We start from the raw sequence: 15,195 nt of genomic DNA on the forward strand, positions 1-15,195 counted from the left end.
CAGGAGGATGTCTTTCATTTGCTGCGCATCGGCAAGGGAAGAATAGCCTCGAAAAGGTCGAACCATGCCGGAAACGTCGCTTATTTCTTTCGATTCGCGCTTTGCCTTTCCCGAAGGGAAACCCCTCCCGGACTTTTCCGCGCTGACGGCGTCGGACTACGCCGATGCGTTCGATCGCGCGATGGCAGCGCACGGCGCCGAGATCGATGCGATCGCGGGCGATCCCGAGGCACCGAGCTTCGAAAACACCATCCTCGCGCTCGAGCGCGCCGGGCGTCCGCTGTCGCGCGTCGCGTCCCTGTTCTACGCGCTGGCCGGCGCCCATACCGACGACGCCATCCAGGGCGTCGAGCGCGACGTTTCCCCTAAGCTCTCGCGCCACGGCTCACGCGTCTCGCTGAACGCAGCCCTCTTCGCGCGCATCGACGCCCTGTTCGAGGCGCGGCACACGGCAGGTCTTGATGCCGAGGCGCTTCGCCTCCTAGAGCGCACCCATGCCGGCTTCGTGCGCTCGGGCGCCCGGCTGGAGGGCACCGCGCGCGAACGCTTCGCCGACATCAACGCCCGTCTCGCCGAACTCGGCACGCGCTTTTCGCAGAACGTGCTCGCCGACGAGCGCGCCTATGCGCGGCCCGTGACAGAAGCCGAGCTGGAAGGCCTGCCGCCCTTCCTCGTCTCGGCCATGGCGGACGCGGCGGAGGAGCGCGGCCTGACGGGCCACGCGGTCACCCTGTCTCGCTCGATCACCGTGCCCTTCCTGTCCTATTGCCCGAACCGGGCCTTGCGCGCCGAGATCTTCGACGCCTGGACCCGGCGCGGCGAAACGGCTGGGGAACGCGACAACCGCCCGGTCCTTGCCGAAATCCTGGCGCTGCGGGCTGAAAAGGCTGCGCTTCTCGGCTTCCCGTCCTTCGCCCACTACAAGCTCGACGACACGATGGCCAAGACGCCGGACAGTGTCGAAGCCCTTCTGCGCCGCGTCTGGGGCAAGGCGCGCGAACGAGCGCTCGCCGACGCCGACACGCTCCGCCAGCTCGCCGCCGACACCGGCGACAACGCGCCCTTCGCCGCGTCCGACTGGCGCTTCTATGCCGAGAAGCGGCGGCAGGCCGAGTTCGCGATCGATGAGAGCGCGCTGAAGAGCCATTTCCAGCTCGACCGGATGATCGAGGCCTCATTCGACGTCGCCGGCCGCCTCTTCGGCCTCCGCTTCGAGGCCCTGTCGGACGCCAAGGCCTGGCACCCGGACGCGCGCGTTTGGCGCGTCCTGGACGCCGACGGCGCGGAGCGCGGCCTCTTCGTCGGCGACTACTTCGCCCGCGCTTCCAAGCGCTCCGGCGCATGGATGAGCGCGCTTCGCTCGCAGCACGGGATCGACGGCGGCCAGACGCCGGTGATCTACAACATCTGCAACTTCGCCAAGCCGGCGAAGGGCCAGCCCGCACTCCTGTCGGTGGACGACGCGCGAACCCTGTTCCACGAGTTCGGCCACGCCCTGCACGGCCTTCTGTCGAACGTGACCTACCCCTCGCTCGCCGGCACGGCGGTGGCGCGCGACTTCGTCGAGCTGCCCTCCCAGCTCTACGAACACTGGCTGACCGTTCCCGCCATTCTCCAAAAGCACGCCTTGCATGCCGTGACGGGCGAGCCGCTGCCGCAAGCCGAGCTCGACAAGCTTGAGGCCGCGCGCACCTTCGACGCCGGCTTCGACACGGTGGAGTTCACCTCCTCCGCCCTCGTCGACCTCCTGTTCCACAAGGAGGGGCAAGCCCCCGCCGACCCGATGGCGCGCGAGGCCGAGATCCTGTCCGGCCTCGGCATGCCGGCCGAGATGGTGATGCGCCACCGCTCGCCGCACTTCGCCCATATCTTCTCAGGGGACGGATATTCGGCGGGCTACTACTCCTACATGTGGTCCGAGGTGCTGGACGCTGACGCGTTCGAGGCCTTCGAGGAAGCCGGCGACGCCTTCGACCCCAAGACCGCCGCTCGCCTGCGCACCCACGTCTATTCCGCCGGCAACTCCGCCGATCCGGCCGCTCTCTACGAGGCGTTCCGGGGCCACGGCCCGGATCCCGACGCCCTGATGCGCAAGCGTGGATTTGCCGCCTGACCGACCTATCTTTCGCTCCCGCGAAAAATCCGCTATGGAGCGGCCCAATGACCCGCGCCGTCCTTGGGCCGTTTCCGTTGAAACGCGCCTCCAAACGCGTTTCAACCCTTCGGTGACCTTATGAAGCTTCGCAACATCGCGATCATCGCGCACGTCGACCATGGCAAGACGACACTCGTCGACAAGCTCCTGGCGCAGTCCGGATCGTTCCGCGAGAACCAGCGCACCGAAGAGCGCGCGATGGACTCCAACGACCTCGAAAAGGAGCGCGGCATCACGATCCTCGCCAAGGCCACCTCGGTGGAATGGAAGGACACGCGCATCAACATCGTCGACACGCCGGGACACGCCGACTTCGGCGGCGAGGTCGAGCGTATCCTCAACATGGTGGACGGCGCAGTCATCCTGGTCGACGCCTCCGAAGGCCCGATGCCGCAGACCAAGTTCGTGCTCGGCAAGGCGCTGAAGGTCGGCCTGAAGCCGATCGTCGCGATCAACAAGATCGACCGCCCGGACGAGCGCCACGAGGAAGTGCTGAACGAGATCTTCGATCTCTTCGTCAATCTCGACGCCACCGACGAGCAGCTCGACTTCCCCGTTCTCTACGGCTCGGGTCGCGGCGGCTGGATGGCCGAAGCCCCCGAAGGCCCGCAGGACAAGGGCCTGGAGCCCCTGTTCGACCTCATCGTCAAGCACGTTCCCGAGCCCGACACCGCCGGCAAGGACGAGCCCTTCAAGATGATCGGCACGATCCTCGAGGCCAACCCGTTCCTGGGCCGCCTCATCACGGGCCGCATCCAGTCCGGCTCGATCAAGCCGAACCAGTCGATCAAGGTGCTGAACGGCGAAAGCCAGCAGCTGGAATCGGGCCGCATTTCCAAGATCCTCGCCTTCCGGGGCCTGGAGCGCACGCCGATCGACTACGCCGAGGCCGGCGACATCGTCGCCATCGCGGGCCTCCAGAAGGGCACGGTCGCCGACACGTTCTGCGACCCGTCCGTGTCGGAAGCGCTCACGGCCCAGCCGATCGACCCGCCGACCGTCACCATGAGCTTCATCGTCAACGATTCGCCGCTCGCCGGCACCGAGGGCGACAAGGTGACGAGCCGCGTGATCCGCGACCGCCTCCTCAAGGAAGCCGAGGGCAACGTCGCGCTCAAGATCGAGGAATCGGAGGACAAGGACTCCTTCTTCGTGTCGGGCCGCGGCGAACTCCAGCTCGCCGTCCTGATCGAGACCATGCGCCGCGAGGGCTTCGAGCTCGGCGTCTCGCGCCCGCGCGTCGTGATGCAGAAGAACGAGGAAACCGGCGAAACGCTGGAGCCGATCGAAGAGGTCGTGATCGACGTCGACGAGGAGCATTCGGGCGTGGTCGTTCAGAAGATGAGCGAGCGCAAGGGTGAGATGAAGGAGCTTCGCCCGTCGGGCGGCGGTCGCCAGCGCCTCGTCTTCCACGCGCCGACGCGCGGCCTCATCGGCTACCAGTCCGAGCTTCTGACCGACACGCGCGGCACGGCGATCATGAACCGCCTGTTCCACGCCTACGCCCCCTACAAGGGCGCGCTGGCGGGCCGCACCAATGGCGTTCTCATCGCCAACGCGGCCGGCGAGTCGGTGGCCTACGCCATGTTCAACCTCGAGGACCGCGGCCCGATGGTGATCGACCCGGGCGTCAAGGTCTACGAGGGCATGATCATCGGCATCCACAGCCGCGACAACGACCTCGAGGTGAACGTCCTCAAGGGCAAGCAGCTCACCAACATCCGCGCCGCCGGCAAGGACGAGGCCGTGAAGCTGACGCCCCCGATCCGCATGACGCTCGACCGCGCCCTGTCCTGGATCCAGGACGACGAGCTCGTCGAGGTGACGCCGAAGAACATCCGCCTGCGCAAGCTCTACCTCGACCCGAACGAGCGCAAGCGCTTCGAGAAGAGCCGCAAGGTCGCCTGACCTTCGGTTCCGCCTCCCAGTCCTTTCGAAAGGCGCGGGTCCCGCAAGGGCCCGCGCCTTTTTCGTTTCGTCTCGCCCTTCTCGTCTATGTGAATGGAGCCCAGCCGTCCGTCGGCCTAGAGCCTTCGCGGCTGCTCGCCCGCTTTTCGCAGCGCACTAGTTTCCCCGGTGCGGACGGGGGGACCGGTCCGCGACAAGCGTATCCGCGTCACGACATCAGGGAGGGACGATGTCCACCATCCAACGGGAGCGAAGCGGCTCGGCCGCCGATCTCTTTCCGACCCGGCATCTCGGCCGCCCCGAGGTGCGCGAGCTGCCGCCCGCTCCCGCCAATACGGGCCGCCTGATCGGCCCGGGCATCGTCGCCGCCGGCGTCGGCCTTTCCTCGGGCGAGTTCATCCTCTACCCCTATATCGCATCCCAGGTCGGCATGGCCTTCGTCTGGGCCGCGCTCCTCGGCGTGATGACGCAGTTCTTCCTCAACATGGAGATCGAGCGCTACACGCTGGCCACCGGCGAGACCGTGCTCACCGGTTTCAGCCGCTTCTGGAAACACTGGGGCCTCGTCTTCGCCCTCATGACGTGCTTCGCCAACCTCTGGCCGGGATGGGCGACGAGTTCGGCTACCATGCTGTCCTATATCGTGGGGGGCGAGCCGCGCTGGATCGCGATCGGCATGCTCCTCGTCATCGGCCTGATCCTGACGCTCGCCCCGGTGGTCTACGTGCTTCTGGAGCGGCTGCAGATGGTCAAGGTCGCGGCCGTCGGCGTCCTCATCGTCATCGCCGCCTTCTTCGTCATCACGGCGGAGGACTGGGCCGCGCTGCCGCAGATCGTCACCGGCGCCTCCATCCCGACCGAACTCGGCTTCGCTCTGCTGCTCGGCGCGCTCGCCTTCGCAGGCGCCGGCGGGGGTCAGAACCTCTGCCAGTCCAACTGGATCCGCGACAAGGGCTTCGGCATGGGGAAATACGTGCCCCGCATCACGAGCCCGGTCACCGGCGCGCCGGAAGCCGCCCCGTCCACCGGCTTCGTGTTCGAGCCGACGGCCGAGAATCTATCCCGCTGGAACCGCTGGTGGCGCTTCGCCAACTGGGAGCAGCTTCTCACCTTCGTCCTGATCACCTTCGTCACCATCACCTTCACCTCGCTCCTCGCCTATTCCACCGTGTTCGGCGAAACGGGCCTCGCCAACTCGGTGGCCTTCGTCCAGCGCGAGGGACAGGTTCTGAGCGAGCGCGTCGGCGGTTGGTTCGGCGCCTTGTTCTGGTTCATCGGCGCCTTTTCGCTGTTCGGTGCAGCCACCGGCATCGTCGACTACACGGCCCGGCTCGTCGCCGACGTCCTGCGCACCTCGTATCTCAAAGGCCAGAACGAAAGCCGCCTCTACTTCGGCATCGTCTGGACCCTGGTGGCGATCGGCGTCGTCGTGCTTCTGGCGGGCTTCGCCCAGCCGCTGGTGCTGCTCGTCATCTCCGCCTGCACCGGCGGGTTGATGATGTTCCTCTACTCGTTCCTCCTGATCCGGCTGAACAGGACGCTTCTCGTTCCCGAGATCCGGCCGGGGGCGTTCCGGGTCGGCGCCCTGTTCTGGGCCTTCGCCCTGTTCGGCATCCTGTCCGCGATCACCATCGCCCAGCAGATCCCCAAGCTTTGGGGTGCTGGCTGATATCTTCGACCGCAGCCTGACAAGCGCCCGGCCCTCAGACGGCCGGGCGTTTTCTTTTCCGCCATCTATCCCCTCCCCGTCGCTCCTCTTCTATCTTCTCCGTCATCGCCGGCCCGTTCTGGATGGGCGCGAATGATCACCGGGATCGTTCGGAAGGGCTGGCGAGCGGTGTCCGCGACACGCATCCTGCCGGAGGATGCGCTGGCCCGGACGGTTCCTGAAGAGCACATGAGGGTTGGCTGCTCAAAACGAAGCGGCTCTTGGACAACTACGGCGTCGGAGACAGCCTCGAAGCGATGCGAGTGAGAGCGCGATCGCCCAACAGGCCGAGATGCCCTGCGTAACCCTCGACAAACGGCCAGGGCCGGCTTCGCACCCCGGTCCGGAACCGATCAACACCGCGCGGGACGCCGGAGGCGGACCACTCAACTACACTACCCACGGAGGTTCGCCTCCGGCGTCCCGTCGCCCACCATCAAAAGGGCGACACCCGCCGACCCCATCACCCCGGCCGCCAAGCGCGGTGCGGGCGCTTTTCCATGTCTTGATGCCGGGGCGCTTCGCGATAGGTCAGACAGGCCGCCAAGCTGGAGCAGACGCAAGATGAAAGCCGTCGGATACGAAACCTCGCCGCCCGACAAGGCGGTGGACCACCTCGTCGACCTCGATCTGCCCAGACCCGCGCCGACCGGCCGCGACATCCTGGTGCGCGTCGAGGCCGTTTCGGTCAATCCGGTGGACACCAAGCAGCGCGGCCCCGTCGCGGATGCCTCGCGCCTCCCCCGCATTCTCGGCTTCGACGCCGCCGGCACCGTGGAAGCCATCGGCGAGGACGCGACACTCTTCCATGTCGGCGACCCGGTCTTCTACGCCGGCGCGGTGGACCGGCCGGGCTCCAACCAGGAATTCCATCTGGTGGACGAGCGGCTGGTGGCGCGAAAGCCAGCCAGCCTCGATTTCGCGGATGCCGCCGCCCTGCCGCTGACCGCCATCACCGCCTGGGAAACCCTGTTCGACCGCTTCCGCATCGAGCCCGGCACCAGCGAGAAGGGTACGATCCTCGTGATCGGTGCGGCCGGAGGCGTCGGCTCGATCACCACGCAGCTCGCGCGCGAGCTGACCGGCCTCACCGTGATCGGCACCGCCTCGCGCGAGGAAACGCGCGCCTTCGCGCTTGCCCACGGCTGTCACCACGTCGTCGATCATTCGAAGCCCCTGAGCCAGGAGATCGAGGCACTCGGGCTCGGCCCCGTGGACTACGTCTTCGGGGTGACGCATACGCCCCGGCACATGGCCGAGATCGGCCGGCTGATCCGCCCCTTCGGGCATCTTTGCGTCATCGACAGCGCCGATCTCGACCTCTCGGCCGTGCGCTTCAAGTCGGTGTCGGTGCATTTCGAATACATGTTCACCCGGCCCGTCTACCAGACGGTGGACATGATCGAGCAGCATCGCCTGCTCGCCGAAGTCTCGCGTCTCGTCGATGCCGGCCGCATCCGATCGACGCGAACGCGAACCCTCGCCCCCATCGGGGCCGAAACCATACGCGAGGCCCATCGCCTCACCGAAACCGGCCGGACGCTCGGAAAGACCGTGATCGCCGGCTGGCACGGCCACTGAAAGGGACGAACCCGTGGGACTTCTCTCCGGCCTCCTCGGCCTTGCCAGCGACGTGGACACGGGAGCGCTCGGGCGCGAGCTCGAGCCCGTCCTCCTGCCGAACGAAACGATCGAGGTCGCCTTCCAGGTCGTCCGCGACCAGATCGCCTTTACCGACCGGCGCGTGATCCTGATCGACAAGCAGGGCATTTCCGGGCGCAAGCGGCAGTACCATTCGATCCCCTACCGCGCGATCACCATGTTCTCGGTGGAAACGGCGGGCTCCTTCGACACCGATGCCGAACTGCGCATCTGGGTCTCGGGGCAAGGCCAGCCCTTCCTTCAGAACCTGTCGCGGGGCACCAATCTCGCCGGCATCCAGAAAGCTCTGGCGGGGGGCGTTCTCGGCCGAAGCTGACGCGCGTTAACCTGTGAGGGAATCGGTGGGCGCAAGCTTGGCGAAAGGCGGTTGCCCGTCCCGTGTCCGCCGGTTACGACGTGGCATGACTCGCGCATCCTGCTTCGTCGTTCGGTTTTTTGTTCCGACCATGGATCGTCCTTTCGCGTTCATAGTTAACGCGACATGAAAACGATCGCCGCAGATGTCCGCTTAGCCGAAGCCAGGGATGCCGGCGCTCTGGCGCGCGTTCACGCCACGTCATGGCAGTCCGCTTATCGCGGGCTGATTCCCCACCGCGCCCTCACCGCCATGATCGAGCGACGCGGGATCGAATGGTGGGCCCGCGCGATCGGCAACCACGCAACGATCCTGGTTCTGGAATACGGCGGCGAGATCGCCGGCTACGCCACGGTTGGGCGCAACCGGACGCGGGGCCTCAGTGCCGAGGGCGAGGTCTACGAGATCTACATGCGGCCCGAGTTCCAGGGCGTCGGCTTCGGTCGCCGCCTGTTCGATTCCGCTCGCATGCTTCTTCGCGCCCGTGGGCTCGGCGGTCTCGTGGTCTGGGCCCTGTCCGACAACGACAATGCCATGCGCTTCTACCAGTCCGCCGGCGGCGCCGACATCGCGACCGGTTCGGAAACGTTCGACGGCGTGACGCTGCAGAAGGTCGCCTTCTCCTTCGTTTGAGGGGGCTTCCCGCGTTTACCCTCGACGAATGCGCCAGATTGCCTTGTTTTCCGCGAACGGCTAGGAACCGCCGGAGCCAGAAACCGGAGATTTCCATGCGCATCGACGCCATCGCCCGCGGCAAGAACCCGCCCGAGGACATCAACGTCATCATCGAAGTTCCGGTCGGCGGCCATCCGATCAAGTACGAGATGGACAAGGAAGCCGGCGCGCTCTTCGTCGACCGCTTTCTCTACACGCCGATGACCTATCCCGGGAACTACGGTTTCGTTCCTCACACGCTGTCGGACGACGGCGACCCGATCGACGTCCTCGTCGTCTCGACCCGCCCGCTGTTTCCCGGCTGCGTCATCAACTGCCGCCCGATCGGCGTCCTCAAGATGGAGGACAACAAGGGCCTCGACGAGAAGGTGATCGCCGTCCCCTCGCCCGAGTTGACCCAGCGCTACGTCAACGTCACCGAGCACACCGACCTGCCGGAGATCACGCTCAAGCAGATCGAGCACTTCTTCGAGCACTACAAGGATCTGGAGCCCGGCAAGTGGGTCAAGATCGGCGGCTGGGCCGGCTCGGCCGAAGCCAAGACGATGATCCTCGAGGCCGTGACCCGTTTCGACGAGGCCAAGGAGTCGGAAAAGAACCCGACGCCGGTCGGCCAGGAAAACGCTTGATCCCATGAAAAGGGGCCGAAAGGCCCCTTTATTCTATCCGCACCCCGGACTGCTTCGGATAGAACGGTCCGCCTCGCCTAGCGCTCTCGTCAGCGAACGCTCGCCGCGAGTTCCTTCGTCGGCCAGCAGGTGGCAGGCTGTCCCGCCTTTTCCTGGTAGGCACCGATGGAGCGCCGCGTCTTGAAGCCGGCGAGCCCGTCCGGCCTGCCGACGTCGTAGCCGCGCGCCACGAGCTTCTCCTGCAGCCGGCCGACGTCGCCGCGCGTCAGGCCGGACACCTTGCGCCACTCGCCTGCGAACGGTCCGGCACCGCCCATCCGGTCGGCCAAATGCCCGATGAACAGGGCGTAGAGGTCGGAATTGTTGTATTCCTTGATCGTGTAGAAGTTGGGCGTCGCGACGAAGGCCGGCCCGAAGCGCCCCGCCGGCATCAGAAGATGCCCCGTCGCGCGCATTTCGCCGGCCGGGAATGGACGGCCCGAAACGCGGGCGACGCCGGCCTTGGCGAAATCGGCGATCGGCCGTCCCTGGTCCGGCCCCTCCAGGGTGCAGGAGACCGAGGCCGGAACCTTCGCCTCGAAGCCCCAGTCGCGGCCCGGCTGCCAGCCGGACTGGCGGAGATAGTTGGCAATGGAAGCCAGCGTGTCCGGCACCGAGTTCCAGATGTCGCGGCGCCCATCGCCGTCGAAGTCCACCGCGAGCTTGCGGAACTTTGTCGGCATGAACTGCGGCTGCCCGAGCGCGCCGGCCCAGGACGACTTCATCTGCGCCGGCGTTAGGTCGCCGTCCTCGACGATCCGGAGCGCCGCGATCAGCTCGGCGCGGAACATTTCCTTGCGCCGGGACAGATAGGCCTTGGTGCCGAGCACCTCGAAGGCGTCATAGGGGATCTTCGCCGACCCGAAACCGGACTCGCGCCCCCAAATGGCGACGACGATCGGCCCCGGCACCCCGTAGCGCGCCTCGATTTGCTTGAGAACGCCCGCGTACTGCCCAAGGAGCCCCCGCCCCTTGGCAGCCGTCACGCCCATCTTCGCCTCGTCGAAATAGGCGCTGGGGCTCTGGAACTCGGCCTGACGGCTGGTTTCCTCGACCTTGGCCTCGTCGCCGGGAAGCTGAAGGTCGGGCAGCTTGGTGTTGGGCTTCACGCCGTCGAACGCGGCATCGAAGGTCCGGCGCGAAACGCCGGCGGCCCGCGCCTCCGGCCAGATCTCGTCGGCGAGAAAGGTGCGGAAGCCCCGCTCGATCTGCGTCTGGGCCAAGGCCGGCGAGCAGCCGAGGCAAACCAGCGCCAGAACGGCGCCCCATCGGATCGTCATTCGGCTCGCTCGTCCTTGAATCAGTCGGAATGGTTCGGGGGCGAAGGCTAACGCCCCCGCCTTGCCTCGGTCCTGCGCCTCGGGTCAGGCGTTGCGCAGAAGCGTCCAGGCCGCGGTCGCGGCCAGAACCGTCGCGGCGCCGCGATGGATGCGCGTGAGAATGCTCGGCCTGCGAAGCGCGTCGCGCGCCCGGGCCGCGATTCCCGCATAGGCGGTCATGATGACGAGAAGCACCAGCGTCGTCAGGCCGGCGAGCACCGCGAAGTCGGTCAGGTGAATGCGGTCGATCGGAACGATCGTCGGCAGGAGGGCCAGATAGAAGACGATGGTCTTCGGGTTGGACAGGGTGATCAGGTAGCCCGCCGAGAAGCTCGAGCCGAGCCGGCTGGAGCGTTCCGCCTCGATCCGCGACAGATCGACCGCCGAGCGCCAGAGCTTCCAGGCGAGATAGGCCAGATACAGGGACGCGCCGTAGCGGATAACCACGAAGACCTCACCGAAGGCTTCCGCCAGAACCGCAAGCCCGAAGCAGGCGGCGGCGAGATAGGTGAGGTCGCCGAGGGTGAGACCGATCGAGAAGGCGACGCCATGCCGGAAGCCCGAGCCGAGCGTGCGGGCGACGAGCGCGACGACACCGGGGCCGGGAATGGCAGCGGCGACGCCGAGCGCGAGACTGTAGGCTAGAAAGGCGGCGAAGGTCATCGAAGTCGCATTCCCTGAAGATCCCCCGCCGTTCTGCGCGCGAAGCCTCAAGCTGGCAAGGGTGCGAGAGAGCTTCGCGACCCAAATCGAACGGCCCTTACCGCCCTCGGGGCGGCGACTAAGCCATGCGGCGCCTTCCGTCCGGCGCGACGTTGCTCGGCAATCACGATGCGACCGCACCGACCATTCGAGACGATCGGCGGACGCTTCAGATCTTGGTGCGCGAACGCATGGCCGCCGACAGCGTGCCCTCGTCGAGATAGTCGAGCTCGCCGCCGACAGGCACGCCGTGCGCGAGGCGGGTGACCTTGAGATCGAAGTCGCCGAGCTGGTCGATGATGTAGTGCGCGGTGGTCTGGCCCTCGACGGTGGCGTTCACCGCGATCACCAGCTCCCGGATCTGCCCCTCCGCGACCCGCTCGACGAGGCGCCGGATGGTGAGGTCGTCCGGCCCGACGCCTTCCAGCGGCGACAGGACGCCGCCAAGCACGTGATAGGCGGCGTTCAGCGCCTTCGCGCGCTCCAGCGCCCAAAGGTCCGAAACATCCTCCACCAGGATCACCGTGGCCTGGTCGCGCGCGGGGTCGAGGCAGATGGTGCACGGGTCGCGGGTGTCGATGTTGCCGCAATTGGAGCAGACGCGCACCTTGTCGGCCGCTTCCACCATGGCGTCGCCGAGCGGGCGCAGGATCTGCTCGCGGCGCTTCACGAGATGAAGCGCCGCGCGGCGCGCCGAGCGGGGACCCAGGCCCGGAAGCTTGGCCAGAAGCTGGATCAGCCGCTCGATCTCGGGGCCGGCGATGGTCTTGGACATGGCGTGGGACGGCCCGGAGAGAACGCGAAGGTCGGACTAGAACGGCAGCTTCATGCCGGGAGGCAGCGGCAGACCGGCGGTCAGCGCCTGCGTCTTGTCCTGGATCTCGGCGTCGAGCTTGCGCTTGGCGTCGGCATGGGCGGCGACGATCAGGTCCTCGAGAATGTCCTTCTCGTCGGCCTTGAGAAGCGAAGCATCGAGGTCGAGCGAGACGAGTTCGCCCGTGCCCTTCAGCGTCACGGACACGACGCCGCCGCCGGCCTGCCCCGTGGCGGTCGCCTCGGCGATCTCGGCCTGCAGCCCCTGCATCTTCTCCTGCATGGCCTTGGCCTGCTTCATCATGCCCATGAGATCCTTCATGCGGCCCGTCCTTTCCGTGTCGTGTCGGGTTTTCAGTCGTCGTCGGGATCGGCGTCCGTGTCGAACACGTCCGCTTCCCCCATGTCGTCATCCGCGCCGCCGAAACCAAGGTCGGACGGGTCGACGTCGATCTGCTCGGGAAACCCGTCGTCCCCGCTCGCGTCCGCGACCGGCACGGGCGCTTCCTCCTCCGCCTCTTCCGGCTCGCCGCGCAGGCGCACGTCGCGCACGCTCGCGCCCGGCACGAGGGCGAGGATCGCCGCGACCTCCGGATCGGCTTCGGCTTCGGCGACGAGCCGCGCCTTGCGCGCGGCCTCCGCCTCCTCCAGCGTTTCCCCGCCGCCCGAGCCCGCCACGGTCACGACCCAGCGAATGCCGGTCCAATCGAACAGGCGCTTCATCAGATCGCCCGGCAGCACCGGCGGCGCGCCGTCGGCGAGCTGCACCTCGAGCCGCCCCTCGGCCATGCGCACGAGGCGGATGTAGCGCCGGATCCAGGCCTTCATGCGCGAATCGCGCTTCTCGCCGGCCAGACGCTCCAGGTCGCGCAAGGTGGCGGGCATGTCGCCGGGGCTGAGCGAGGGCGCAGGCGCCGCGGTCTGCTGGACCGGCTGCGCGGTGGAGGCGACCATGCGCGCGGCGAGACTCGCGCCGCCACTCGCCCGCATCTGCGGTGCCTGAGGGGGCGGGGATGCGGACGTCGTCGCCATCGCCGAAGCCGGCGCGGAGGACATGGAGGCGCCCTGCCCGCCATTGCGGACGGGAGAAGATCCCGCCGGCGCCGAAGCGCCATCGCTCCGACCAGCGTCGCCGACGCCCTGAAGCAGCTTCAGGAGTTCGTCGGGCGCGGGAAGCGTCGCGGCGTAGGCGATGCGGATCAGCGCCATTTCCACCGCCTGGCGCGGCGACGCCGCCATGCGCGCTTCCTCGATCGCCTTCAGGAGCATCTGCCAGACTTCCGACAGCGTCTTGACCGAAAGCCGCTCCGCCAAGGCGCCGCCGCGCTCCACCTCGACGGGTGAGAGCGAGGCGTCGCCCGCCGTTTCCGGCACGAAGCGGAGCGAAGTGACGAGATGGGTGAAATCGGCGAGATCGGTGAGGACCACGACCGGGTCCGCGCCGACCTCGTATTGCCCGGCGAACTCGCGCAACGCCCCCGCTCCGTCGCCGCGCATCACGAGCTCGAAGAGGTCGACGATGCGGGCCCGGTCGGCGAGCCCCAGCATGTCGCGCACCGTCTGCCCGCCGATATGGCCCGCGCCGTGGGCGATCGCCTGATCGGTCAGCGACAGCGCATCGCGCACCGAGCCTTCGGACGCGCGCGCCAGAAGACGCAGCGCCTCGTCGTCCGCCTCGATCGCTTCGGAGCGCAGAACCTTGCTCAAATGCGCGATCATCGTCGCGGGATCGACGCGGCGCAGGTCGAAGCGCTGGCAGCGCGACAGGACGGTGATCGGAACCTTGCGGATCTCGGTGGTGGCGAACACGAACTTCACGTGTTCGGGCGGCTCCTCCAGCGTCTTCAACAGGCCGTTGAAGGCCTGCGTCGACAGCATGTGGACCTCGTCGATGATGTAGACCTTGTAGCGCGCCGAGACGGGCCGGTAGCGGACTTGGGCGATGATCTCACGGATGTCGTCGATGCCGGTGTGGGAGGCGGCGTCCATCTCGACGACGTCGACATGGCGCCCTTCCATGATCGCCTGATCGTGGATGCCGGGCTCCACCATGTGGATGGTCGGCTGATGGACAGCATCGGTCTCGTAGTTCAGCGCGCGCGCCAGGATGCGCGCCGTCGTCGTCTTGCCGACGCCGCGAACGCCGGTCAGCATCCAGGCCTGCGCGATGCGCCCCGCCTCGAAGGCATTGGTCAGGGTGCGAACCATCGGCTCCTGGCCGATCAGATCGTCGAAGGATCGAGGCCGGTACTTGCGCGCCAGAACGCGGTAGGGCGTCGCTTCGCTGGTGGTCTGGATGTCCTCGGCCATCGGCTCCGGTGGTTCTGTTGGAAAGGGGCGCCCGATGCGACCGTTTCGCGTCGGCGCGACCCTACGCGGCTTTTCCCAAGATGCAATCGATGGGATGGTGGAAGGCTTGCCATCAAGTCGCCGTGATGACGCACGATCGCGGATCGTCTCGATATCCTACAGGACAACGTCCGCCATGTCGCTCGACCGCTTTCAGAGAATGCGCCGCTTCTGGCTGGCGATTGCGATCATCGCGGCCTTCGTGCTGCTCCTGACCGTTCGATCCGGCTGGAGCCACGCCGTTCACGAGCGGATCGAGGCGGTCGGGCTGGGCCTGATCATCGCGGGCATTCTGGGGCGCATGTGGTGCACGCTTTACATCGGCGACCGCAAGTCGGCCGAGATCGTTGATGCCGGGCCTTATTCGGTAACGCGCAACCCGCTTTACGTGTTCTCATCGATCGCGGCGGCGGGCGTCGGCGCGCAGACCGGAAGCCTGATCCTGGCTGCGCTCTTTGCCGCAGGCTGCGTCCTGGCGTTCCAGATGGTCATTCGGGAGGAAGAGAAGTTTCTCGCCTCCGCCTTCGGCGAACCCTATGCGAGCTACTGCGAGCGGGTGCCGCGCTTCATGCCCGACGTCAGGCTGTTTCACGACGAGGCCCGCCTGACGATCACCCCGGCCCGGCTGTATCGCACGCTGACCGACGGGCTCGCCTTTCTTCTCGCCATTCCCGCCTTCGAAGCGGTCGAGCATCTCCAGAACGCCGGATATCTGTCCGTCGCGCTGCGCCTCTGGTAAGCGCCGATTCTGAATGGGAAAAGGGTGGGAGGCTGGAACGATGACCCAAGCCGGATTCGTTGGGGCTGCTTCCTTCCGGACCTGACCCGGTTGGCGAGCGGCTCGTCCACCCCCAACCTCCCGCCGCTCATATCGTGGAGAT

13 protein-coding genes and 1 other RNA gene are annotated in these 15,195 nt (G+C 67.1%); 8 read left to right on the forward strand and 6 right to left on the reverse strand.

Translation table 11 applies throughout. The features are described 5' to 3' along the window. Positions 1 to 64 precede the first annotated feature (64 nt). The 7 genes from H7A85_RS11375 (at position 65) to ppa (ending at position 9,092) form a co-directional block, all read left to right on the forward strand. Entirely contained in the window at positions 65 to 2,113 is a 2,049-nt protein-coding gene (locus H7A85_RS11375; RefSeq protein WP_182086045.1) for a M3 family metallopeptidase, read from the forward strand. 120 nt (positions 2,114 to 2,233) lie between these two features. Further along, positions 2,234 to 4,063 (forward strand): translational GTPase TypA, encoded by a 1,830-nt coding sequence (gene typA / locus H7A85_RS11380; protein WP_182086046.1) that lies wholly within the window; start codon positions 2,234 to 2,236, stop codon positions 4,061 to 4,063. A gap of 229 nt (positions 4,064 to 4,292) precedes the next feature. Beyond that, on the forward strand, positions 4,293 to 5,732 hold the full coding sequence (locus H7A85_RS11385; RefSeq protein WP_182086047.1) for an Nramp family divalent metal transporter: 1,440 nt from the start codon (positions 4,293 to 4,295) through the stop codon (positions 5,730 to 5,732). Positions 5,733 to 6,335: 603 nt separating this feature from the next. Continuing rightward, positions 6,336 to 7,352 (forward strand): zinc-binding alcohol dehydrogenase family protein, encoded by a 1,017-nt coding sequence (locus H7A85_RS11390; RefSeq protein WP_182086048.1) that lies wholly within the window; start codon positions 6,336 to 6,338, stop codon positions 7,350 to 7,352. Between the two features lie 13 nt (positions 7,353 to 7,365). After that, positions 7,366 to 7,749 (forward strand): PH domain-containing protein, encoded by a 384-nt coding sequence (locus H7A85_RS11395; protein WP_182086049.1) that lies wholly within the window; start codon positions 7,366 to 7,368, stop codon positions 7,747 to 7,749. 165 nt (positions 7,750 to 7,914) lie between these two features. Next, positions 7,915 to 8,421, forward strand: a complete 507-nt coding sequence (locus H7A85_RS11400) for a GNAT family N-acetyltransferase (RefSeq protein WP_182086050.1) — start codon at positions 7,915 to 7,917, stop codon at positions 8,419 to 8,421. Positions 8,422 to 8,516: 95 nt separating this feature from the next. Next, complete coding sequence (gene ppa / locus H7A85_RS11405) at positions 8,517 to 9,092, forward strand: inorganic diphosphatase (protein WP_182086051.1); 576 nt, start codon at positions 8,517 to 8,519, stop codon at positions 9,090 to 9,092. 89 nt (positions 9,093 to 9,181) lie between these two features. On the opposite strand, the gene H7A85_RS11410 is transcribed toward ppa, so the two are convergent. From H7A85_RS11410 to H7A85_RS11430, 5 genes are all read right to left on the reverse strand, one after another. After that, on the reverse strand, positions 9,182 to 10,411 hold the full coding sequence (locus H7A85_RS11410; protein WP_182086052.1) for a lytic murein transglycosylase: 1,230 nt from the start codon (positions 10,409 to 10,411) through the stop codon (positions 9,182 to 9,184). 84 nt (positions 10,412 to 10,495) lie between these two features. Then, positions 10,496 to 11,113, reverse strand: a complete 618-nt coding sequence (locus H7A85_RS11415) for a LysE family translocator (protein WP_182086053.1) — start codon at positions 11,111 to 11,113, stop codon at positions 10,496 to 10,498. Between the two features lie 208 nt (positions 11,114 to 11,321). After that, complete coding sequence (recR, locus tag H7A85_RS11420; protein ID WP_182086054.1) at positions 11,322 to 11,927, reverse strand: recombination mediator RecR; 606 nt, start codon at positions 11,925 to 11,927, stop codon at positions 11,322 to 11,324. Between the two features lie 36 nt (positions 11,928 to 11,963). Further along, positions 11,964 to 12,287, reverse strand: a complete 324-nt coding sequence (locus H7A85_RS11425; protein ID WP_182086055.1) for a YbaB/EbfC family nucleoid-associated protein — start codon at positions 12,285 to 12,287, stop codon at positions 11,964 to 11,966. Between the two features lie 32 nt (positions 12,288 to 12,319). Next, on the reverse strand, positions 12,320 to 14,275 hold the full coding sequence (locus H7A85_RS11430) for a DNA polymerase III subunit gamma/tau (protein ID WP_182086056.1): 1,956 nt from the start codon (positions 14,273 to 14,275) through the stop codon (positions 12,320 to 12,322). 175 nt (positions 14,276 to 14,450) lie between these two features. On the opposite strand from H7A85_RS11430, the gene H7A85_RS11435 reads away from it, so the two are divergent. Next, positions 14,451 to 15,053 (forward strand): isoprenylcysteine carboxylmethyltransferase family protein, encoded by a 603-nt coding sequence (locus H7A85_RS11435; protein ID WP_182086057.1) that lies wholly within the window; start codon positions 14,451 to 14,453, stop codon positions 15,051 to 15,053. A 24-nt stretch (positions 15,054 to 15,077) separates the two neighbouring features. Here H7A85_RS11435 and ffs read toward each other — a convergent pair. Continuing rightward, an RNA gene (gene ffs / locus H7A85_RS11440) (signal recognition particle sRNA small type) lies at positions 15,078 to 15,174 on the reverse strand. Positions 15,175 to 15,195: the final 21 nt, after the last annotated feature.

The organism is Aureimonas sp. ME7 (assembly GCF_903970965.1).
Classification (GTDB): domain Bacteria; phylum Pseudomonadota; class Alphaproteobacteria; order Rhizobiales; family Rhizobiaceae; genus Aureimonas.

Bases quoted from the DNA above. Each gene is read 5' to 3' on its own strand.
- H7A85_RS11375 (WP_182086045.1), top strand. From the start codon at position 65: ATGCCGGAAACGTCGCTTATTTCTTTCGATTCGCGCTTTGCCTTTCCC.
- typA (WP_182086046.1), top strand. From the start codon at position 2,234: ATGAAGCTTCGCAACATCGCGATCATCGCGCACGTCGACCATGGCAAG.
- H7A85_RS11385 (WP_182086047.1), top strand. From the start codon at position 4,293: ATGTCCACCATCCAACGGGAGCGAAGCGGCTCGGCCGCCGATCTCTTT.
- H7A85_RS11390 (WP_182086048.1), top strand. From the start codon at position 6,336: ATGAAAGCCGTCGGATACGAAACCTCGCCGCCCGACAAGGCGGTGGAC.
- H7A85_RS11400 (WP_182086050.1), top strand. From the start codon at position 7,915: ATGAAAACGATCGCCGCAGATGTCCGCTTAGCCGAAGCCAGGGATGCC.
- ppa (WP_182086051.1), top strand. From the start codon at position 8,517: ATGCGCATCGACGCCATCGCCCGCGGCAAGAACCCGCCCGAGGACATC.
- H7A85_RS11410 (WP_182086052.1), bottom strand. From the start codon at position 10,411: ATGACGATCCGATGGGGCGCCGTTCTGGCGCTGGTTTGCCTCGGCTGC.
- H7A85_RS11415 (WP_182086053.1), bottom strand. From the start codon at position 11,113: ATGACCTTCGCCGCCTTTCTAGCCTACAGTCTCGCGCTCGGCGTCGCC.
- recR (WP_182086054.1), bottom strand. From the start codon at position 11,927: ATGTCCAAGACCATCGCCGGCCCCGAGATCGAGCGGCTGATCCAGCTT.
- H7A85_RS11425 (WP_182086055.1), bottom strand. From the start codon at position 12,287: ATGAAGGATCTCATGGGCATGATGAAGCAGGCCAAGGCCATGCAGGAG.
- H7A85_RS11430 (WP_182086056.1), bottom strand. From the start codon at position 14,275: ATGGCCGAGGACATCCAGACCACCAGCGAAGCGACGCCCTACCGCGTT.
- H7A85_RS11435 (WP_182086057.1), top strand. From the start codon at position 14,451: ATGTCGCTCGACCGCTTTCAGAGAATGCGCCGCTTCTGGCTGGCGATT.